This is a genomic window from Pseudoclavibacter sp. JAI123 (assembly GCF_013409665.1).
Classification (GTDB): Bacteria; Actinomycetota; Actinomycetes; order Actinomycetales; family Microbacteriaceae; genus Pseudoclavibacter.
In genome coordinates this window covers 1,101,528-1,123,003 of record NZ_JACCCM010000001.1, presented here as the reverse complement: position 1 = coordinate 1,123,003, position 21,476 = coordinate 1,101,528, and the positions used below count along the sequence as shown (strand labels likewise).

Annotated in this window: 17 protein-coding genes; 4 read left to right on the top strand and 13 right to left on the bottom strand. The window is 64.9% G+C overall.

The window, feature by feature from the left end; all coding sequences use genetic code 11:
- Window positions 1-173 precede the first annotated feature (173 nt).
- The gene (locus HDC34_RS05325) at window positions 174-833 is read right to left on the bottom strand and encodes a hypothetical protein (protein ID WP_179556152.1); all 660 of its coding nucleotides are present in this window, start codon (window positions 831-833) and stop codon (window positions 174-176) included.
- A 284-nt stretch (window positions 834-1,117) separates the two neighbouring features.
- Here HDC34_RS05325 and HDC34_RS05320 point away from each other — a divergent pair, with 284 nt between their 5' ends.
- On the top strand, window positions 1,118-1,807 hold the full coding sequence (locus tag HDC34_RS05320; protein WP_179556151.1) for a hypothetical protein: 690 nt from the start codon (window positions 1,118-1,120) through the stop codon (window positions 1,805-1,807).
- A 74-nt stretch (window positions 1,808-1,881) separates the two neighbouring features.
- On the opposite strand, the gene HDC34_RS05315 is transcribed toward HDC34_RS05320, so the two are convergent.
- The 5 genes from HDC34_RS05315 to HDC34_RS05295 form a co-directional block, all read right to left on the bottom strand.
- The gene (locus HDC34_RS05315) at window positions 1,882-3,360 is read right to left on the bottom strand and encodes a hypothetical protein (protein ID WP_179556150.1); all 1,479 of its coding nucleotides are present in this window, start codon (window positions 3,358-3,360) and stop codon (window positions 1,882-1,884) included.
- A 209-nt stretch (window positions 3,361-3,569) separates the two neighbouring features.
- Window positions 3,570-4,664 carry a glycosyltransferase family 4 protein gene (locus tag HDC34_RS05310; RefSeq protein ID WP_179556149.1) on the bottom strand — a complete coding sequence of 365 codons (1,095 nt, stop codon included), beginning with the start codon at window positions 4,662-4,664 and terminating at the stop codon, window positions 3,570-3,572.
- Between the two features lie 36 nt (window positions 4,665-4,700).
- Window positions 4,701-5,558: a glycosyltransferase family 2 protein gene (locus tag HDC34_RS05305; RefSeq protein ID WP_179556148.1), complete on the bottom strand. Its 858-nt coding sequence runs from the start codon at window positions 5,556-5,558 to the stop codon at window positions 4,701-4,703.
- On the bottom strand, window positions 5,555-7,366 hold the full coding sequence (locus HDC34_RS05300) for an ABC transporter ATP-binding protein (protein WP_179556147.1): 1,812 nt from the start codon (window positions 7,364-7,366) through the stop codon (window positions 5,555-5,557). Before HDC34_RS05300 ends, HDC34_RS05305 begins: the two co-directional genes overlap by 4 nt.
- Complete coding sequence (locus HDC34_RS05295; protein WP_179556146.1) at window positions 7,367-8,347, bottom strand: glycosyltransferase family A protein; 981 nt, start codon at window positions 8,345-8,347, stop codon at window positions 7,367-7,369.
- Window positions 8,348-8,557: 210 nt separating this feature from the next.
- Between HDC34_RS05295 and HDC34_RS05290 the strand changes: the two genes are divergently transcribed.
- Window positions 8,558-9,805, top strand: coding sequence for a glycosyltransferase (locus HDC34_RS05290; protein ID WP_179556145.1), 1,248 nt, complete (start codon window positions 8,558-8,560; stop codon window positions 9,803-9,805).
- The gene (locus HDC34_RS05285) at window positions 9,795-10,964 is read left to right on the top strand and encodes a glycosyltransferase (RefSeq protein ID WP_179556144.1); all 1,170 of its coding nucleotides are present in this window, start codon (window positions 9,795-9,797) and stop codon (window positions 10,962-10,964) included. The genes HDC34_RS05290 and HDC34_RS05285 overlap by 11 nt, the downstream gene beginning before the upstream one ends.
- Before the next feature lie 12 nt (window positions 10,965-10,976).
- Here the strand turns inward: HDC34_RS05285 and HDC34_RS05280 are convergent, their stop codons facing one another.
- Complete coding sequence (locus HDC34_RS05280; RefSeq protein ID WP_257023186.1) at window positions 10,977-11,912, bottom strand: glycosyltransferase family 2 protein; 936 nt, start codon at window positions 11,910-11,912, stop codon at window positions 10,977-10,979.
- A 229-nt stretch (window positions 11,913-12,141) separates the two neighbouring features.
- On the opposite strand from HDC34_RS05280, the gene HDC34_RS05275 reads away from it, so the two are divergent.
- The gene (locus HDC34_RS05275; protein WP_179556142.1) at window positions 12,142-13,056 is read left to right on the top strand and encodes a glycosyltransferase family 2 protein; all 915 of its coding nucleotides are present in this window, start codon (window positions 12,142-12,144) and stop codon (window positions 13,054-13,056) included.
- Here the strand turns inward: HDC34_RS05275 and HDC34_RS05270 are convergent.
- From HDC34_RS05270 to HDC34_RS05245, 6 genes are all read right to left on the bottom strand, one after another.
- Window positions 13,026-13,901 carry a glycosyltransferase family 4 protein gene (locus tag HDC34_RS05270; RefSeq protein WP_179556141.1) on the bottom strand — a complete coding sequence of 292 codons (876 nt, stop codon included), beginning with the start codon at window positions 13,899-13,901 and terminating at the stop codon, window positions 13,026-13,028. The two genes, HDC34_RS05275 and HDC34_RS05270, sit on opposite strands and share 31 nt — an antisense overlap.
- A gap of 390 nt (window positions 13,902-14,291) precedes the next feature.
- Window positions 14,292-15,392 carry an acyltransferase gene (locus HDC34_RS05265; protein ID WP_179556140.1) on the bottom strand — a complete coding sequence of 367 codons (1,101 nt, stop codon included), beginning with the start codon at window positions 15,390-15,392 and terminating at the stop codon, window positions 14,292-14,294.
- Window positions 15,389-17,539, bottom strand: a complete 2,151-nt coding sequence (locus HDC34_RS05260) for a glycosyltransferase family 4 protein (RefSeq protein WP_179556139.1) — start codon at window positions 17,537-17,539, stop codon at window positions 15,389-15,391. Before HDC34_RS05260 ends, HDC34_RS05265 begins: the two co-directional genes overlap by 4 nt.
- Complete coding sequence (locus HDC34_RS05255) at window positions 17,530-19,776, bottom strand: N-acetylneuraminate synthase family protein (protein ID WP_179556138.1); 2,247 nt, start codon at window positions 19,774-19,776, stop codon at window positions 17,530-17,532. Before HDC34_RS05255 ends, HDC34_RS05260 begins: the two co-directional genes overlap by 10 nt.
- Complete coding sequence (locus HDC34_RS05250; protein ID WP_306455486.1) at window positions 19,773-20,522, bottom strand: cytidylyltransferase domain-containing protein; 750 nt, start codon at window positions 20,520-20,522, stop codon at window positions 19,773-19,775. Before HDC34_RS05250 ends, HDC34_RS05255 begins: the two co-directional genes overlap by 4 nt.
- A gap of 2 nt (window positions 20,523-20,524) precedes the next feature.
- A complete protein-coding gene (locus tag HDC34_RS05245) occupies window positions 20,525-21,475 on the bottom strand; it encodes an RNA-binding protein (protein WP_179556136.1) in 951 nt (316 codons plus the stop codon).
- Window position 21,476: the final 1 nt, after the last annotated feature.

Here is a 21,476-nt window from a genome sequence, read left to right as displayed (position 1 = left end):
TTCCCCCTACGAACCGGTGGGCATACGGCACGTCAGCTCGTTACCCCGGGGGTAACTGTAACCGAACCGGTGCGGTCCAGCGCAGGGCAGAACTCCCCCGCTGTGCCATGCACCGCGCGGGAAGGATCTGAATCGGCATTCTGAGTTGTGCGCCGATGGCGACGGACGTGCGATCAAACGCCCCCGGTGACTCGCTCGCGGTGGAAGCTGTCCACCACGTCGCCGGTCGGCAGGTGGGCGATGAAGTCGTAGTGCTTGACGCTGGAGACCTGGAAGGGTCTGGTTCCGCCGACCGACCATGTTCCGTCTCGGGCGGTCCCGTGGAACTGTGGCGCAGCTACGGAGTTCGTCTCGTCGGCCGCCCACGGCTGCCCGGTGCTGAGGGGCCGTTCCATGTCGATGCGGCCAGCGGGCAGCGCGAGTGGGGTGAGCGTGTAGGTGTAGTAGCCGTCCACGGGTTCGGACTCGATCATGCTCCAGTCCTGGTCGACGACGTCCCAGTCGACGGCGAAGGGGAGTTCGTAGGTGACCGTGTAGCTCGTGAGCGTCGCTTGGAGCCCGTCGACGCTCGCCCCGAAGTAGACGACTGGGTTGTCCGGTTCTCCCTGCAGGGCGAAGGTCGGGACCCCGTCGACGGTTCCCTGCTGGTCGATGTCCTCTGTCGTCAGGACGATGTGCGAGCCGCTGAAGGGGCGGTACTCGACCGTCGAGGTGGCCTGAGCAGGCGCGGCGACTGCGACGGCGATGACGAGCGTGGTCCAGACGGCGGCACCGAGCAGGTCACGTCGGTTGAGGCCCGTCGAGCGCGGCGTGTTCGCTTGGGTATCGAGCATGTGTTTCCTACCCCCAGGGGACGTGGGCGAAAGCCGGGGGGCTTTCGCTGTGGAACTCGGTGTCGTGCACCGGTGGTCTACTGACAGCGCAAAGCTAGACCCGTTTGACCCGGTCCAGAACCCTGCATGGACTACTTCCATGGACTATTCACTGGTCGATTTCGCGGCATCCTTTTCGGCGTGATCGAATCCCGTCAGGGCGCTTGAAAACGCACGGAGATGCGCCTGTCCGGGAACGCGAATCGGTGGCCCAGCTACGGCGCGGTCGGCAATACGATTGGCGCATGAACTCCGCGCGGGTGCCGTCCGCTCACCGCCTGCTCGACGCCGTGGACCGACGGCTCCCGACGGCCCTCGTGTCGCATCCGCTGCTCTGGAACTGGGCTTGGTTCGTGGTGTTCGGCAGCCTGACCGTGGTGGGCTGGGTTGCTGATTGGTCGACGGTGGTGTGGGTGGCGGTCCTCATGGTGGGTTCGTTGCCCGCGCTCTCGGCGACCGTCGCGCTGCTCCTGCACACGCCCCGCAGCCACCTTGACGCGCACGACTCCGTGTTCGGGCATTTCTTCGTCCGGTTCGTGACGCTCATCGTCGGGTTCGTGGCCTGGACCGTGTCCGTGGTGATGAGCGCCAGCCTGTCGACGCTGTTGCAGCTCATCGCTGAGAACCGCGAGGACGAGATCACGTACTCGGGCATCCAGCTGTTCGCGGGCCTCATGTTCCCGGTCGTCTTGGCTATCTGGCTCGTCTTCCTCCTGCGATGCGCGTGGTTCCTCTCGAAGCTGCGCGGTTGGCGCGAGCATCCGTCACAGCAGCGATCGAGGGTTCCGGATGCGCTCCTCGCGCAGCAGCCGAGGCTGCGTGCCGTCGTGGTCGGGTTGGCGCACCCCGGGGCGCTGATCGCGACGGCGGGGCTGTCGACAGCCGCGGTGCTCACTGAGGAGGCGCTGCGGTTGACGCTGGAGATGTTCTTCTGACGCGGGAGAGCCGGCGGCCCGCGGTCTCAGGAGAGATGCGAGCGGCCGGCCTCAGCGCTGCTGCAGGTCGTTGCCTAGCGGAGCTCATCCCCGGCGCGGCGACGCAGCGCCAGCACGCTGACCCCCACTCCGAGAAGCAGGACGATCCCGGCTCCGATGCCGAGGGGCGCCAAGTTGCCGTCGGCGCCGGTGGTGGCGAGGGCACCAGACGCGGGTGCAGCGGCAGGGGTGGCGGTTGCCTGTGTGGATGCGGCCGGAGGTGCGGTCGTGCTCGCGGTCGGCGACACCGACGCGGTGGCGGTGGGCGCGACCGTCGGGGATTGGCTCGGTGTCGAGATCGGAGTTGGCGTCAAGGTGGGTTCTGGAGTGAACGGCGCGATCTCGATCGGCACCGTCGTCTGCACGAAGTCGACGCCGTCCATGGTTGAGCCCGCGAGCTTCAGGTCACCGCTGGCTCCGGATTCGCCCCCTGCGATCCGGAACGAGAAGCTCGTGCCTGTCGATCCAACGGGTGCCGTAAACATGAGGATGTCGCCGACGACCATCGGCTCGCCGATCGTGGACGAGCCTTCGACGTAGCTGATTCCGGCGGGCAGCCTGACGAGTGGTGAACCAGAGAGAGCGATCGGAACTTCCTCCGTGCCGAACGAGGCCGTCACGGTCTTCTCACCACCTTCGCCGTCCTCCAGCGTCAGTGCGGTGGGCACTGCTCGCTTGTCTTCCGTCGAGAAGTGCGTCTGGAAGGCGACTTTCGATGATGCCCCTGGGGCGAGATCAAGCTTCCAGCTCAAGCCGATGAAGTTGTCTCGGGCCCCGCCCAGCGTCAGAGCAGTGTTGTTGAACTCCGCTTCGAGGGCGATATGAGCCCCGATACCTCGCCCCTGGTCGACTTCGAACTTGCTGCCCGGTGTGATCGGTACGAGCTGCGCGAGGTCGTCGCCCGCCGTCGTTCCTTCACCCCACTGTCCCGTGGGGATGCCCTGCATGCTGTTGCAGGCGACCGAACCGTCACCTGTCGGCGCTGCGGCATAGGAGAGCACGTCGTACTGAGCGCGGGCACAATCGGAGACTCGGTAGACGATGGGCTCGAGGGCTATGCTGCCGACGTTCTCGACTTCAACGGAGGTCGTGAACGACGACGAGCCAGACGCATACGTGTCGATCTGGGTGACCTGAATCTGGTCGCCGGCCACGACCGTGGAGATGACGAAGGGGTCGAAGAGCGTTCCACTGCCGGATGTTTCTTGGGCAATGGGCGACCAACCCTGCACCCGCACCTCGGCGCCTGGGTAGCCAGGGAGTGGGTAATCTGCGGGCCTGTTGAGCGTGCCGCCCGCGACAACGGCCGTCAGGCAGGACGCACCGAGCTGGAAGTGTGGTTCGTCGGACCCTCCTGCCACGTTCGCGTTGCAGGTGAGGTCAGGTGTGGTGGTCAGGGCGCTTATGGGCCCCGGCATATTCGCTACGGTCGCTGCGTTGGCCGGCGTCGCCGAGCCGAAGCAGATGAGTGCGGTGGCCGCGAAAACGCTCGCGACGATCTTCGTTTGAGACATGTGTTCCCCCGGTGGTGCACTTGCGCACCAGATCGGGACGCAACGATGGCGACCAGCATTCAGGTACCTGGCTGCTGTCGCGCGGGGCACGCGGTTTCAGGAGCGGGAATCGTCCGCAGAAGTAGCCGGTTGTGGGGCTGGAGTCGCCTTGGGATCGGTCCTGCACGAGACCGTGTCCTGATCTGTCCTTGAGCGGACGTCCGTGAGCGTCAGCGTGTCCCGGCTGCGGGCATTCCAAGTCCCCGTCCGAGGTGACCGGCGATCTCCCGCCACATGCGTTCGAAGGTGTATTTCTCTTCGACGACGGCCCGGGCTCGAACGCCCACCTCTTCCAGGAGGGCCTGGTCGGCGAGAAGCCTCGAGATGGTGGCGGCGACGCCAGCAGGGTCGTGGAGCGGCATCGAGAAGTTCGCGTGGCCTTCGTCGATGTACTCAGCCATCGCGGCCGTTCTCGTCACGACAACCGGTCGCCCCGAAGCCATTCCCTCCAGGAGGACGCTCTGCCCGGTCGGGTAGGCAAGATCGTGTGTCGGAAGGACGATCAGGTCGGCCGCCAGCAGGTTGTTCCGATGCCCTTCACCGTCGGTCGGAGCGTGAACCGTCAGGTTCGCTGGCGCGGCTTCGCCCCTGAGGATGTCCATCTGCGTCACGATGTCGAACCGCACGTCCGGCAGCAGTCTCGCGGCTGCGACGAGCGTCTCGAAGTCGCGTCCGCGGTCGAACCCAGCGCTGAAGACCTGATACCGCCGCCCGTGACCTGTCTCAGGACGGAAGTTATGGTGGTCCACGCCGAAGCTGACGGGAATCACGCGCTCGCCTGCGCCTGCCTCCTGGAAAATGGGAACCTGGTTTCGAGAGAAGACGAAGATCTGATCGAGGCCTTTGATCGCTCGCTCGATCTCGTCGAGGGTGTTCTGCTCTCCGTTCAGGAGCTCCTCGCCCCACCAGCACGAGACGACCGAGAGCCGACGCCGAGAGTACGGCGGGAGGCCCCGCTGCCGCATGAGCGACGGCAGCACGGACTTGTCCTCAAGGATCGCGAGGACCACGTCGCTGCTGAGCGCTGCTGGGATGCCTCGTATCGCGAGGTCGGTCCGCACCCCCGTCCGATGCTCGACGAGGTCTCGGAGCTTCTTGTGCAGCGGATGAGTGACCATCCGCATCGTGCGCAGGTCGACACCCTGATCCATGAGGAGGTCGACGCGGTACGGGCCGGGAACGCGGTCATCGGCGAGCAGCGACCGTTGCGATCGTTCGACGCCGTTGTGGTCGAAGAGACCCAGGACCTTCAGGAGTTCAGCCATGACGTGCCTCCTCGCGGGCAGTCCCATGCACCAGCGTCACCACATCGGTGTCCGAACTCTGTGCTGCACGGAACCGAGTATCCGCCCCGCCTGGAACGCCAGTGCGGGATACGTGACGCGCCAGCTCTTCACGGGGTGACGAAGGCCACGCCGAAGGAAGGACAGCCACCAGCGCCCGCGCCACTTGATGCCCTGCACCGGGATCGGATCCGCTCGGTACCTCGAGCACAGGTCAGCGAAAGCTCTCCCGTACTTGAACTGCTGCCGCACCTTGGCGAGGAGGCCGACGCGCTGCTCGTACTCGACGACAGCGTCGGGTGCATGCGAGATCGAGAAGCCGTGCTTCACGAGACGCCAACCGAAGTCGACATCTTCTTGGCCCCTCCAGAGTCCGGCGTCGAAGCCATCCAGGGACTTGAAAACCTGACGACGAAAGGACATGTTGCACCCCGGCGTGTAGGGCAGGTATCCGGCCGCAATTGGAACGCCGTCAGCGCCCCATTCGCCGAAGCCTCGCCTTCCTCGCTCGGTGAGGAGCAAGGGGCCGGTCGCTGCGTCTGCTTTCGCCAGGGCCGCAGCGTGTGCCTGGACCCAGCCGGGTCCGACGACATCGTCACTGTCGCACACGAGGATCAGGGGTGCGTCGCTGCATTCGATGCCTCGGTTTCTCGCGTGGGCAACTCCCGGTCGATCCCCCGAATCGATGCAGGTCAGCGACGAAAACGCTGCGGGCCAGGCCTCGACGACAGCACGAGTTCGGTCAGACGAGCCGTTGTCACTGACGATCACGTCGAAATCGAGCATCGACTGCGCGTTGAGTGCGCGAAGCTGCGTCTCGATGACGCCCTCGACGTTCTTGGCGGGTATCACGACGACGATCCCGGACACGGTCACGAAAGCCGCCCAAGCTCGACGAGCGACCGGAACTCGTCGTTGCGCTCGACCAGCTCCGACATCGTGCCTCGCGACGCGATCTTCCCCTGCGAGAAGAACAGGATCTCGTCCGCGTTGCGGACAGTGGAAAGCCGATGAGCGACGACAACGATCGTCATCTTGCCGCGCAGCGCATCGATCGTTCGCGTGATCTTCGCTTCGGTCTCGTTGTCCAGCGCAGACGTCGCCTCATCGAGGATGAGGAGCTTCGGTTCCCGGTAGAGCGCTCGGGCGATACCGATGCGCTGCTTCTGCCCGCCAGAGATGCGCGCCCCTTGGTAGCCGACGACCGTGTCGATGCCATCCGGCAGCGCGGCGATGAAGTCGGTCAGCTGGGCCATCTCGACAGCTTTCTCGAGGCGCACCGGATCGATCCGTGAGGAATCCGTTTCGAAGGCGATGTTCTCGCGAATCGATGCATCGAGGAGGTAGACGTCCTGAGTCACGACACCGAGCTGTCGACGCCAGGCGTACGGATTCGAGTGGATCGATTTGCCGTCGACTTCGACGGACCCTCCTGTGGGCGTGAGGAGACCCAGGAGAATGTCGACGAACGTGGTCTTCCCAGCACCGCTGGACCCGACGAGCGCGATCGTGGCGCCCTCCGGGAGCTTCACCGAGACCTCATCCAGCACGGAGCGCTCACCGTCGGCGAAGCGGAATGAGAGCTTGGACACTTCGATGTCGCCGAACCCGAAGGGGGTGTCGTCGTGCTCAGGGCTGTGGCGCCCAGGCTCCGCCTCGAGCAGGTCGATCTGCTCAGCCAGACCAAAGGCATTCGCCTGTGCCGCACGGATTCCGGTCGCGCTCGCGAGCGCCCTGTTCAGGGTTGGGATGATGCGAACAGAGGCGACCGCGAAGACCCCGAGCACCGCCACAGCTGTCTGCTCGTCCGAGGTGGCAAAGAGGACGACGGCGATGAGCGCAATACCGAGGATCATCGTGACCTCGAGGACATACTTCGGCAGCTCTGCGAACATCGTCGACTTCCGGCCGAGCATGTTCCCCTCGCGGCGGCTCGTGGAGTACCCCGTGACGAAGTCCTTCTCCATCTCGGCTAGCCGAACTTGCGTGAATCCTTCGACGGCGGGGCTGAGGTAGCGCCAGCCAGCGAGCCCCACGTCGCGCATGTCCATGCCGATCCGCACGGTGCGCTTGCGCAGCAGGGCCTGCATGAGGAACGCCGTACCGCCGAACACGACGAGGGCGAGCAGCGTCGCCATCGGCGACACGGCGGCGAGCGCCACCACGATGAGGAGTGCCGAGAGGCCATCCACGAAGAGCTGGATGAACCCCAGCATCACGATCCCGAACGAGCCGGGGATGTAGACGTTGAGGGTCTGGTAGATGTCGGAGGTATCGCGCTTGCGGTGGCTCTCGTACGACGCTGAAAGGTACAGCGCGAAGACCTCGTGGACCACCGCCGACTGAGCTTCGGCCATGACGCCCAGGCTCCACCAGCGGAAGACCGCGCTCAGGACGTTCTTCGTGATCATGAGCGCGATGACGACCGCGAGCGTGAAGACCAGCATGGTCTGCACGTCTTCCGTGCCGACCACATTCGCGATGATCTGCAGGTAGACGCTGCTCTGGACGCTCTGCCCGGAGACAAGCTCCATGACGGGCAGCATGAGTGCCACGGACGCCATATCCATCAGCGCGACCCCCACGGACCCGAGCAGAATCGCGATGAGCTTCGAGCGCATGCGCCACGGGACGATCCTGAGGCAGGTGCGGATGGCCGTGAAGAGGCCCTTGTTGTTGTCCATCTAGACCTCGCGACGTGTTCGACCGGGGGCGGTGAGCGTTCGGATGCTTCGTCCGGAGATGCCGAGGCCCGATGCCATCGAGATCAGCCGAAGTTTGAGATCGGGCTTCGGCAGAGCCCGAATGAGAAGTCGCGCGTTGGAGTGGATCCAGGCTGGCGATTCGCCTTCCCAGTACAGCTGGGAGATGCGTACGCGGAGCTTCTCCTGGATCCCGGCGGAGCGAGCCTGTTCGGCGCCTGCGTGCTTGATGAGGAGACTTACCTGCGCCTTCTGGAAGTCGCGCTGCCCTTCAGCCGTGAAGAACATCCGGTGTCCATACGAATCATCCAGCTCCCGGTGGGTCGCGAGAGGCTGAGCGAGCCAGGTGACGCCGAATCGCTGCGCGAGGCGCAGGTACATGTCATGGTCCTCGAAGAAGATGTCCTCGTCGTAGCCGCCGACTGCCCTGACTGCGTCGGTGCGCAGCATCACTGATGGCGCGGGGATCCAATTGCCGACGAGCAGCCGCGAGTACGCATCGGGATCCTCTGCCGCGAGCCACTGCTCGCGATGGATCTGCGCATAGCTCTCCTCGAAGCGACGACCAGCTCCATCGGCTCGGAACACATCGCTGTAGATGAGAGCGCATTCGGGACCCGCTTCGAGCGCGGCCTCGAGCTGGAGCTCGACTCGGCGCGGTTCCATCCAGTCGTCAGCCGCGATGTAGGCGAAGTACGGCGTCTCGATCTTGCGAAGCGCCTCGTTGAGCGTGCCTACCAGGCCGCGGTTCTCCTGGTGATAGATACGTTCGGCCTGCGCCTCCGGATGCTCGGCGAACCAGGCTTCCGCAACCTGCTCGGTATCGTCTCCCGAGGCGTCGTCGATGACGATGCACCGAGCTTGGACGGTTTGGGCTGCGATGCTCTCGAGGCACTGTTCGATGAACGCTGCATGCTTGTAGCCGATGACGACGATCGTCACGTCAGGTGAGCTGTTGTCCACCGATCCGCCAAACTCATAGAAGTTCCCTCAACGTCGCCGATCTTCGACGAGTGCCCTGTCACACACACGCCCAGACTAGCCAGCAACGGGCCACCCCAGCGGCACATCATGTGAATGATACCCGGACAGGGACGGGCGCCCGTGACCCGCAGTGGTATCTTCCTTGCGGATGAAAGTCGCTGGGTCTTCCAGCGTCGGACGAAGAGGATCATGGTGCCCGCTTCTCACACGAAGATCTGCTCCATCACTCCGGTCCTGCCGCACGCGCGCGTCCAACACGCCGGTGGTCTGTACGTCTGGCAGCTCGATGCGGCTCTGGTGGATGACCTGGGCGCAGAACTGCACTATCTCGTTCCAGACCTGCCCAGCAACTCCGCCGCTGCCGAGGACCCAAGCCACGCCCGCAGCTTCGATCTCCTCGCTCGCGCGCGCGGGAGGCGCCATTCTCTCGCGGTTCGCGTCTACAATGCCGTACGCCGCATCGACCCCGATGCCCCCTACCTGCCAGCGGTGCTGGACCTCTGGTTCAGCCGTCGCCTGCGAGCCGCGATCCAGAACGCGGAGGTTCTCGACTTCCAGTGGTCGTCGTGGGCCCGGCTCATCGGGCTGCGCCGGCTCAACCCCGGTGCGATAACCGTGGTGACGCTTCACGACGTGAGCTCTCAGCGCGGGTTGCGAGAGCGAGAGCGAGCCACCTCTCGTCTCCAGCGCTGGAAATGGGATCTGGCCCACCGGATCGCACGCTCCTCGGAGAAGCACCTGCTCCGAGTGGCCGACCACATCGTCGTCTTCAGCGAGAAGGACCGCTCACTGCTCGATCCGCAGGCGGCCCACACGCACATTCGCGTGATCCCTCCGCCCCTGGCCGCTGGCCACAGCGCCCAGGCAAAGGTCTCCCGTCAGCCGACGGTCCTCTTCCTCGGCTTCTTCGCCCGCGCCGAGAACCGCGACGGGTTGCTCTGGTTCGTGGAACGCTGCTGGCCGGCGATTCAGGACGCCGTCCCTGGTGCCCGACTGCGCGTTGCAGGTGGGGGCATGTCGGACGAACTGCGTGCTCACCTCGAGAACGTCACAAACGTGGACCTCCTCGGATTCGTCGACGACCTCGACGACGTCTACCAGGACACGAGTGTCGCAGTCATTCCGCTCCTCTCGGGAGCCGGCGTCAAGTTCAAGACCGTCGAGCCGATCGTGCGCGGAATTCCCGTCGTCGCCACATCCGTCGGTGCCGAGGGCGTCGGCGAGCCCAGCTGGTACGCCGGGGTTGCAGATGACGCCCGCGAGTTCTCGGCCGCAGTGACCGACACCCTGCTCCACCCTGAGATCGCCTTCGAACGTGCCGCTGGCGCTCGCGAAGATGCGATGACGATCTTCGGTCGTGAAGCGTTCTTGAACCAGCTCCGCAACGTCTACCTGCGAGGCGAACCGAACTCCGAAGGTCTTCCCCATGGCATCTGACTCGTCCGCACCGGCAGGCGTCGCGGCAACACTCGCCATCGTCATGCCCGGTCACCACCCCTGGGACGGCGGCGCGCGTATCCGCATCTCCGACAAGACGCTCAGCGGCATGATCGCCTACCAGGAACGGTGGCATGGGTCAGTGGTGATGGTGACGCGAGGCAAGCGCGAGACCTCCGACAGCAACCTCGGGCTCAACTGGGTCGACATCGGAGACCTCCCCTTCGCAGTAGAGGTCGTCGGTCAGTTCGCCGAGTCCTCTGCGCTGCGAGCGGCGAACGTCGTCATGGCCCCGCACACCAAGGAATACGAGTGGCTTCTCGAGCTCGAGAACAAGACGGTGTTCTACACAGAGAACCTCTCCTCGGACTGGGCGGCGAGCGAACTCCGTGACGCGACTGGGGTGCTCCCGAGGTTGCGACTGCGCCTCGGGTGGATGCGCCACGAACGGATTCGCCAGCGCATGGCTCGCCGCGCCGACGGGCTGCAGTGCAACGGTCGAGCCGTCTGGGCCGCCTATGGTCGGTCCACGAGAAACGCGATGGTGTACTACGACACGCGCCTCGACCTGGCGCATGTGGAGGAGTCCAAGCCCATCCGCTCCGCGGAACTCCGAGGCGATCTCCCGCCCCTGCGCATCGCATTCTCGGGCCGTTTCCTGCCGATCAAGGGCACGGGCTACGTAATCGACGTCCACGATCGGCTCCGAGAACTCGGGGTCGCCCACCGGGTCTCACTGATCGGGGCGGGCCCCCTCGAGGACGAGCTTCGTGCTCGAGCTGATGCCGACGTCGAGTTCCTCGAACCGATGGAATTCGCATCGCAGTGGACATCGCACATTCGAGAGCACGTCGACGTGATGCTGTTGCCTCACGTGCTCGGCGACCCGTCCGGCACGTATCTCGAAGCTGCAGGCCTCGGCGTTCCCATCGTCGGTTTCGACAACGCTGCGCTTTCCGCGCTGGTGGATGAGTTCGGGCTGGGGTGGACGGCGCGCATGGGTGACGTGGATGGCCTCGCGTCGATTCTCAGTCGTCTTGCGGAGGACCGCGAAGAGCTCGAGGCCACGGCGGCGGCCGGTCGGGCCGCGATGCTGGAGCACCACGCGGCGGCCGAGTTCGATCGCAGAGTTGCGCACCTCGAGGCCCTGGTGCGCTGAGCAGACGCGCGACTAGAAGTTCGTGTCCAGCGCCCGAGTGTTGCCGTAGCCCGCGACCGCGGCCGCCTCGACGAGGAAGGCGACCAGCTTCTCGCCAACAGGGCCCGGAACTCGGCCCAGCACTGAGTCGACGCGACGTGCGCGACTCATGAGCGTGCTGAGTGATGATCTCTGGCCAGAACGCTCCACTGCTCTCCCCCAGGGTCCGGACGCCGGTTGCCGACGCGGCATGGCGTGCTTCACGTCGAAGTCGGCCCGGGCCGACCCGGAGTAGAAGGCGCGTTTGACACGGATTTCGGTCGTCGTGGCGGCGACGAAGTGCGGTGTCTCCAGCTCCGGAACCAGCAGGACAGCGACCCCAGCCTGCGCGAGCCGATATCCCATATCGACGTCTTCATAGCCGTACGCACGGAATGCGGTGTCGTACTCACCCACGAGATCGGAGGCCGCCCGGCTGACAGAGACGTTTCCGGCCCAGTACTTCCAGTGCTTGTCGGGCGCGCTGGAGTAGGCATCATCGCGGAACTTCGCGTCGTGTGGCCTTCCGTAGGCTTCGGCATAGGCGGTGTCGGGATACACGTTCTGGTACAACCCGACCAGGCCGACCTCCCGTCCTTGGGCGCGGGCCTCTTCATGCAGGCGGAAGTGCGTCGAGACGTAGTCGGCCCCAGGAACGAGATCATCGTCGCACCGGACGATGATGTCGCCGACAGCGGCTCGGAAACCTGCATTGAGCGCTTCGGAACGACCGCGATTCTCGGGGAATACCTCAGCGCGCACGCGCGGATCGGTGGCTGCGGCACGTGCGCAGACGGTTGCGGAGTCGTCGGTGTCTCCGTCGATGACGACGACCACTTCCCAACGACTGTCCGTCTGCCGAGCGAGCGCCTCGAAGAGTCTCGGGAGGCGCTGTGCGCCGCCTCTGGTCGGCACGACGATCGAGACCATTTGCGAGGCCACGGGCCCTCTTTCCGCGCGCGAGTGAGTACTGCCAAGTGCCCGGGATGCGCTGATCGGAGCCGATCGCCATGGTCGAGCACGCTTAGACACTAACGCAACGGACGCAGGGGCACGCATATCAGGCGCACGCTGCCTGTAGCGTTGTGCCGACCGGTCCCCCGAGCTCCAGCGCCGGCGCACTCGGCCCATCTCCACGAGCAGGAAGACCAAGACCGCCATGAACACCACAGTGCCCGGAGTTTCCGTCGTCATCCCGCATTACGGTGACCCCGCTCCGACGCAAGAGCTCGTCACCGCGCTCACCCAGCAGGTCGGGGCTCCTGAACTGGAGATCATCGTGGTCGACGACGCCTCACCGGAGCCGTATGTCCAGGTGGGCGATGAGACGACCATCCGACGCCCCGCGAACGGCGGCTTCGGGAGCACCGTGAACGTGGGTGCCGCCGCCGCGCAACGCGAATACCTGCTCATCCTCAACAGCGACCTCACTGTGGGGCCGAACCTGATCGCCGACCTCACTCGTCTCGCGAACCCGCTCATGCCAGCGGTCGTATCGCCGGAGGTCATCGGCCACAGCGGTTCGTCGCAGTGGACGGGACGCCATTTCCCTCGCGTCACGCACACGTTCGTGAATGCCTTCAGCGGCCTTGCCAGATTCCGGCATACGCGGTGGTGGCACGAGTCGGTGGGTCACAACACGTCGACGGTGATGCCTGGTGTGCACCGAACCGATTGGGTCGTGGGAGCGGTCCTCTACCTGCCGACACAGTCATTTCACGATGTCGGCGGCTTCGACGAGCGGTTCTACATGAACTCGGAGGAGATCGACCTCCAGCGACGCCTCGGGCAGCGCGGCGTGCACTCGTACGTTCTCGGTGACCTCACCGTCGAGCATGAGGGTGGTGGTTCCTCGAACCCCGAACTGCGACGCACGTGGGTCGTCACGTCGGCCCTGCGCTTCGCGGAGAAATGGAACGACCACCCCGGCCTCCACCGAGCTGCCCTCGGCGCAGCCGCGATCCTGAACTTCGTCGTCAACGCCGTCCGTCAGCTCGCCGGGCGAGATGTCAGGTCGCTGGAGACCCTGCGTCGCGAGTTCCGCTACGCCCGGGTCCCCATCTCGCCTCGGTGAGATGCAGATGACACAGCCTCGACGCAGAGCGCGGTCACGGCATCAGCCCACGCCTCCCAGTTGAGCGTTGCGTCATGCTGCGCCCTCGCGCCCCGGGCGTACCGAGAGCGAACGTCGAGATCGAGCAGTGTCTCGACGGCCGCGACAGCCGCAGTGAACGTGTCAGCGCCTTGGGGAACCAGTATTCCGGAGGTGCCGTTACCGACGATCGACGAAACTCCCCCGGTGTCCGTCGCGATGGCCGGCAATCCGAATGCTGCGGCGTCGGTGAGCGTGACCCCGCCTGCGTTGGCGGTCGCAAGCTCAAGCAGCACGTCCGCTCGCTCGTACTGCTCGGCGAGCTCCTGACGCGGGAGACGCCCGAGGTTCTCAACCCAGTCGGGCAGCGCGTCGGGCGTGTTCCCGACGACGGTGAGCGTCACGCCCGGGTGCTGCTGACGAACCTGATCGATGACGCGGACGGCGAGATCCCCGCCCTTGCGCGCCCAGTCGCTCGTGACGAGCAGCGCCCGCAGGACACCGACTTCTCCGAGTGCGACCGTGGGCGGCAGCGAGGGCTCGAGTGCTGGGCCGAACGGCGCGAGGACGCAGTTGCGACTCGACACCCCGTAGTCAGCGACCAACGAGTCGATCGACCACTGCGTTGCCATCGCGAAGCGATCTGTGGCCCGGGTCGCCCTCTTCGCCACCGCTTCCTGCTGCACGACTGAGAGCGGGTGCAGGTTCGTGAACATCGGGTAGTAGTCGCGGATGGCCTTGAACGTCGCGTCTCCAACCTGGACGATCGGGATGCCACGAGCATCCAAGAATGCGACGTCCTGGGAAGCCGCGACGGCAAGGATCACGTCAACGTTCGCCGAGCGGACAATGGAGGTCGCATTCCGCCCCCTAGCTTTCGAAGTCGCGATGGCTTGGTCCCAGAGATATTTCTTCGGCGAGACCATACCGAGTCCTCGCGCAAGCACTCGATCTGCAAATGCCGTCGCAACTCCGGAACTGGAGAGCGGGACAGTTGTTGCCCGTGCGTCCAGCGAGGACAGCATTCGAGGAACCACACCAGACCAGGCGTTCGGATCCATAAAGCTCCAGGGACTAAGAACCCCTATGCGTGGGCTCGACGAGGGCTTACTGGCGTCAAAAGGCATTGGAACTCCATCGGCGGCAGACGATCAGAAAGGGAGGGCTACACAAAATAAGTACGATTGCTACGCAAACAAGATCCAGATCCACGCTGGTCATGAACGTGTTAGAGACTTGCGCTCAGAGGCGCGCTGACCGCTTGGAAGCAGGAAAGCTGGGGGCTCAAAAAGCACCCTAATTCGCAATCGGCTCGCCAACCAGGCAAGGAGCAGAGGGAACCCAAGCCCTGCCCCGAACCCAACGATGAGATGGGCTTCTAGGCTCTGCACTCCACACAACGAGAGCACAATTCGCGCACCAGACAGAGCGATGCCATGTGCCAAATAAATTTGCAGTGATCTGGACCCCACGTAGCCGAAGAGCCTTGTTGCAACAGGAAACATCGAAATAATCCGAGCTAAAGCCAAGACGCACGTGACGCCAATCGTAGAGAGCAGGAACCCCAGACCCACTGAGAGGGGCGTGCGCATCTCGAAGCCGAAGGTGGGCGGGGTGATGCTCAGCACCGAGAAACCGACCAGGAAGAATGCTAATGCGACCAGCAACATCACCGCCGAGACTCGCCAGGAGAAACGACTCGTTACTTCGCGAAACTTACTGTCGCCGATCCAGGCACCAAGCGTGAAGAAGACCCACAGCGAGGCTCCCTCCGGACCTATGACGCCGCCCGAATATCCCCACGCTACAAGACTCATAATTAGAGACGTCAAGAACGTTAGCACCCCCCGCATAAGACTCGACCAGGGTTTAGCGATTGCGACAATGGTGGTAACGATGACAAGCCAGGGCAGAAACCAAAGGTGACCCTCGGGGTGGACAAGGTCGAATATGTCCAGCACCGTGATTGGTGTGTTAACAAGGCTTGACGTAAGAACCTTCACTCCGCCCTGCACGAAGCTCCAGAGAACGTATAAGTAGATGAAGGTCGCATTTCTGTCCCAGAGATAGTCTCGAAGACCGCGGCGCTCCACTCCCCGCCGCACGAAAAGCCCTGCGAGCCACGCGAAGACCGCCAGGTGAAAGGTGTAGAGGAGAGTGTCTGTCGCTACATATCCGGCAGACCGCCCGTCGACGAGATCAGCAGCCGAAAGTCCGCGCAGAACGTGACCAGCGACGATTGCGATTATTGCCAACCCTCTTGCAACGTCGATGGTGAGGTCCCGCCCGGCTCGTGAAGGCTCGATTGTCGGCGTCACGAGGCAGGCCGCGTGTGAACTGACGTCGCGGCAAGAACAGCTCCCAGGGCTCTTACACCAGCCTCGGGGCTGTAGAAATCTCTCCATCTCGCGAAATTTTGGTCCAAGGCACTGCTATCCCTGCGGCTGGCCTTGCGCAAAATCGCCTCGGCCAGGTCGGCCGAATCCCCTGCCCTGAACACATCATCGGAGGCGGAGATCAATTCCGGGAGCGCTCCCGCGTCGCTGACGATCACGGGCACACGAGCAGACATGGCCTCGGTGACCACGAGCCCGAACGGTTCTGCCCAGACCGAAGGAACAACTAGTAAGTCGATACTGCGAAGGAACTTGTCGCGCGAAACCCACCCCGCGAACTCTACGAGGTCTTGCACAGGTCGAATTGCAGCCTCCACTGCCTGCCTTGACCCCTCGCCGACGAATCGCGGCTCACCGCCCATTCTGAGCTTGAAACGTCCGGGGTGAGTTCGCTGAAGTTTTAGAAGGGCCTCGGCCAAGACCGGCACGCCTTTATCGACCGAGAAGCGGCCGAGAAATCCGATCATGGTCGGCTCTTCATCTGCGCGTTCACGGACGCTCGGAAGCACCACTCGCTCGGACCAGTTGGGGAGAACCGTCGATCCGGGGATGGCCTCCTGCATGGACAGTGACGGGACCAGCGTCCGGAGGCTCCGGAATCGCGCGATGGGCGCGAGCAGTCGCTGCGCCCCCGTCGGCCGCTGATGCAGGTGAACGATGCGCTGGGGATGGAACGAGGTCGCGAAGGCGGGAACCAGGCCGTTACACCACAGCAGGCCCTCGCGGTTCTTCGCATCCCAGCTCCGCAGCTGGGCGATCCACTGCTTGCGCCCCCTAGCCGGCAGCTCGACGACCGAGTGTCCGCGCTCGCGCGCAGCCGCTACGAGCGCAGCCGGCTCGGAGGGACCCACGATGGTGACGGCGACGCCGAGCGTTCGAAGCGCGTCGGCGATGCTCAACAGCATGACCTCGCCCCCGCCGATATCCCCGTTGTTCGTCGCCAAGGTGACGTGGTCGGGCAGCGCTCGATCCTTGGCCGTGCCCAGCGCCTCTGCGTAGACCTCAGCTACAGCACGCGTCATGTCGGCAACGGACAGCCAGTTGTCGAGGTGCGTCTCTGCGGCCTCGTCGAGGAGCGCCGCCGCCACGGCATTGATGTCATCAGCGTCGACAAGGCCACGAGGTGAGACAATCTCCGGGTTGCCCCCGACTCGCGACGCGATCACGCGCATGCCCCTGTTCGCCGCGTCCAGCAGCGAGTAGGAGCAGTTCTCCCAGACCGAGAGCTGAGCGAGCACGTCCGCGTCCGCCATCGCCTCCTCTGGGTCGACGAAGCCAGGGAACGTCACCGACTCGGAGATGCCGAGGTCGTCGGCAAGCGCCTTCAGCTCGCTGTCCAGCTCGCCCACTCCCGCGATCGTCAGGTGCGCGTCAGGGCGCGCGTCGAGGACGACCTTGAAGGCCCTGAGGAGCTGCGGGATCCGCTTCTCCGGCGAGAGCCTCGCAAGCGCCAGGATGCGCAGCGCAGCCCGCTCCGGTCTGGCAGGACGCGGCGACTCAACCGGGTCGACCCCGTTCAAGATCACGCGGATCTCCTGCGACGGCGACCACTTGTCGATCATGGCACGTCGTGTTGCCTCCGCGACAGCGATGACGCGGTCGAACCGACGAAGACGAATCCCGTGGACCTTCGCCATGACCTTCGACTTGGCAGCTGTCCGGTGGTACACCTGGTCGTCGCCGGCGATGCCGTGCTCAGTCGTGACGCGAACGGTGCCGGGCGGCAGAGGTGTTGCTGCGACGATGACGTCGGCGTAGGCAAGATGCGAGTGAACGACAGCCGGCCTCAGACGCTGTGCTGCCGTCCGCAGCGTCCGGATCGAGGCCAGTACGCCGAAGTCCGGGCCGAACTTCCCCACGGCGACTCGAGCACCGCGATCTCTGAGTTCCGCGGCGAGCGGCCCCTCTGGTGAGAGCACGACGAGCTCGTACCCGGGGAGGCCCGCAGCTGCGACGTCGAGCACGTGGCGAGCCACTCCCCCGAGGCCGGATACGGGAACGACCCATAACGCGATCGGCCGCTGAGCCTGCACGCTCTGGGCGTCGGCCTCAGATTCGGCTACAGCCATTGCTCGAGTCTGTCGAGCGCCGTCCAGAAGCCCTGACCGTTGTCGATGTGCCCCTGCCAGATCTCCGGGATGAACGGAGCCCCGGGCGTGAACTCGTCGAGCTGGCCTGCGAGCAGCGGCCAGTCGACCTCGCCGTCACCGACCTGCACGCCTTCCCCATCGACTCCGGTCGCGTCAACGAGGTGAAGGTGGATGCTGTGCGGGGCGATCAGCTCGGTGTACTCCGAGAACTGCATCCCGAGGAAGTTCGCGGCGAGCTTCGAGTGCGACACGTCGAAGCAGAGCTTCGTGCCCGTCGTTGCGGAGAACTCCGCGGTGTCGTGCGGGTCGAGGAACAGGTTGTGGAACTGCTGACCACCCATGAGCCATGGGAACGGCGGGAGCGTCTGCGCGGCGATGCGGACGCCGTCGGTGTCCAGGCGCTTGACCGCATCCGCGATGCGCGCATACATAGCGCCGCGCGCTTCGGCCGGAACGTGCTTGTCCTTCGTGAACCCACCCATGGTGACGACCATGATCGGTTCGCTCGAGCGGAGGAACCACTTCTTCAAGCTGCGGGTGGTGTCGATCGTGCGCTGCACCTCGCGGATCGACCGCTCCCAGTGGGCGTCATCTGGCGACGCCAGATCGACGAGGAAATCGCCGGAGAAGAGGTCGGGGAGGTGGGTCGTGAAGTCCATGTCGAGCGGCTCCGTGAAGAAGCTGTCGAGATCGACCTCGAGGTCTTTGTACGAGAAGTGGAACTCGAGGAAGTCAGGCGTCGAGTTCTCGATGAGCTTCTTGTAGTCGTGGTAGCGCACCGGCAGCCCCCACGGTCGGCGGAACTCGAACTCTCGGCCGACCGATGCCGTGTCGGTCAGATCGCTCTCGAAGAAGAACTCACCTTCGGCCATGTCGTGGTTCACCTTGCGCCCGACGAGTTCGTCGAGTCGGTTCGGCTGCAGTCCGCGCCCTGGGCTCTTGACCGCGATGTCCTCTGCCCGCAGCACCTCGCCCTCCTGAAGTTCCCGCGCGGCGACCAGCGACTTCGCGAGCGTCGTCCGGTTCATGAGCTCGCCTGTCGACACTTCGCGAGGAGCGGCGTCACCGAGCGCGATCTCGATGTCTCGAACCTGCTCGACCATGGTCGCGAACTCCTCGGGGAGCAGCGACACCGTGTGGTCGTTGCCTTCCATGCCGCGGTCGATCGTGAAGTGCTTCTCGATGATGCGCGCGCCCCGAGCGACCGCCGCAACCGGCACGTGCCATCCGCGCTCGTGCCCGGAATATCCGACGATGCAGTCGCCGATCTCGGCGAGACGATCGAGGTAGGCCAGGTTGAGGTCCTTGAACGGCGCCGGATACGTCGACTGCGTGTGGAGCAGCGCGAAGCTCGAACCGAGCGAACGCAGGAGGCCCACGGTCTCGAGGATCTCGGACTCGCGCGACATGCCGGTCGAGAGGATGAGCGGGAGGCCGCGAGAGCCGGCATCCCTGAGCAGCTCGTGGTTCGTGAGGTCGGCCGAAGCGATCTTGAGACCCTCGATGCCGTAGTCGACGAGAGCCTGCACGCTCGGGCCGTCCCACGGCGTGCACATCAGGTCGACGCCGCGATCTCTCGCGTGGTCGAAGACGGTGAAGAGCTTCTCCGCTGGGAGGGAGACCCGCGAAAGGAGATCGAGCGTGTACTGAGCCCCGAGGTCTTCTCCGGCGGTTGAAGCACCGCTCTGCCGGTAGAGCGCGTCCATGTCGCGAAGCTGGAACTTGACGGCGTCCGCGCCAGCGTCGGCTGCGAGGTCCACGAGACGCTTGGCAAGGTCGACATCGCCGTTGTGGTTGTTGCCGATCTCTGCGATGAGGAACGCGGGATGACCTGGCCCGATCTCGTGAGCACCGATTCGCAGCACGTCGTTGCGGTCGATGGCGACCGCGATGAGGTGGTTGGTGGCGTCGACGAGGGGCAGATGCGTGATGCCGCCCTGGCCGAGCAGCGGAGCCAGGTCAGCTGGCGTGGACGTCGCTGGGGCTGAGGTCACGCTGGTGTTGGAGACCTCGACACACGTGACGTCAAGGGACGCCGTCGGGTTCGCGACGATCCATCGCCGGAAGTCACCATCCGACAGCGAGCCCTTGAGCCGCCCGTGCTCATCGACGCAGAAGACGATGCGCTGCTGGTTGGCGCTGATCTTCTGAAGCCCGACAACGATCGGGTCCTCCGCGAAGACGATGTAGGGGGTGAGGTTGCGCTCGAAGATCACTGAGCGGAGTCCTTGTCTGTCGGTCCTGCTGAAGCTGCTGAAGTGGCGTTCGCCGTATCGCGGTGGAGCTGAGTGAGCTGGTGGTCAGCGATGGAGAGGTCGAGCTCCGTGTCGATATCGACGCCCTCGAGGTCATCCATCTCGAAGATGCCGATCTTGCCTCCGAGGCGGTTGTGCTCGCGCTCGTAGATCTCGGTGCTGGTGACGTAGAGGGAACCGGTCTCGCGATAGAACATCTGCGTGCGATCGAGCTCCTGGCGGCGGGGGCGTGCGCCGATGGTGAAATGCGCGCGCGGCTGGTCGTCCTCCTCCGCGCCGTACTGCCAGAGGAATGGCGTCTGCGGGACGGCTCCGACCATGGAGTCGACACCGGAGGCGACGAACTGCTCGATGGCGCGGTCGAGCGTGCCCTCGAGGCGCACAGGAGACGTCACTTGCAGGAGCATCACCGCATCGGGACGCCTGCCCTCGGCCGCATATGCAGCGATCGCATGCTCGACCACGGGCTCTGTCGCCGTCGTGTCCTCGGCGAGGTGCGCCGGACGCAGCCAGGGCACCTCCGCGCCTGCGGAGCGCGCGATGTCAGCCAGCTGCTCGTCATCGGTCGAGACGAGCACGTCCATCTTCGGCTGCGCCGCCAACGCCTGCTCGATCGTCCACACGAGCAGGGGCTTCCCCGCCACGAGACGCCGATTCTTGCCTGGGATGCCTTTCGACCCTCCACGGACCGGGATCACGCAGAGCATTCTCATGCTGTTCCTTCCAGAATGCGCGCGAGGCTCGCGGCGATAGCTTGGGCTGGTTCTACCGGGGGAACAACGGGAGCTGGCGTTGGTTCACCGCCCCATTCGCGTAAAGAATAGCGCGCCCAGAATTCGTGAATCCAGTCCGGCACGTTCGCCCCGGTGACCCAGGCTGGACGCCCAGAGGCCGCCGCTTCCAGGACGCCGGTCGAGAAGATCGAGACGACGGGACGATTCAGATCGCGAAGCGGCACCGTCGAATCGTCAACGACGATTCCAGCTCGTCTCCAGCGTTCGTGCTGAAGTCGAGAAAGCTTGTCGACCTCCGCGGGGTGCGGGCGGTAGCTGGCCCCCGTCGACGTGCAGAATCGCCGAGCGGTTCGCGCGGCCGTCCGACGAGCCAGCTCCGCCCCGTGCAGCTGGCCGAGGAAGACAGGCGGGCCGCTGACCTCGGCCCGTGCGGCTCGTCGCTTGGAGGCGTTCCAGAGCATCTGCGAGCCCACCACGTCGTACGTCACATCGCTTCGCCCGGAGCGCCAGAACTCGGCGTCTTCCTCGGTGAACGCGAGCGCGTGCGCATTTGGAGGAAGCGGCGGCTGGAAGGGGGTCAGCAGGCCGTGCTGTGCGACGACGAACCGGGCGTCAAGCGCCTGTGCCCACGTGTGAGCAAGCGAGCTCGCGGGAAGGAAATGACCGGACGCGAAGACCACGCCAACGCCGTCCAGGAAGGCTGGGGGCGAATCCCCCACAAGCGCATGCTCGGTCCATCCCGCAGGAAGCAACGAGCTCACGTCCCCCTCGACGAGGACGGCGACGCTCGCACCCTCGACCTTGAGCGCAGGTTCGAGATAGGCGGCGATCTGCGAGGGGGTCGGCGCGTCGACGACGACCAGGATCGTCGGGAACGCCCCAGACGAGAACAGCGTGAACTTCGGAGAAGGCGGACGGACGAGCACT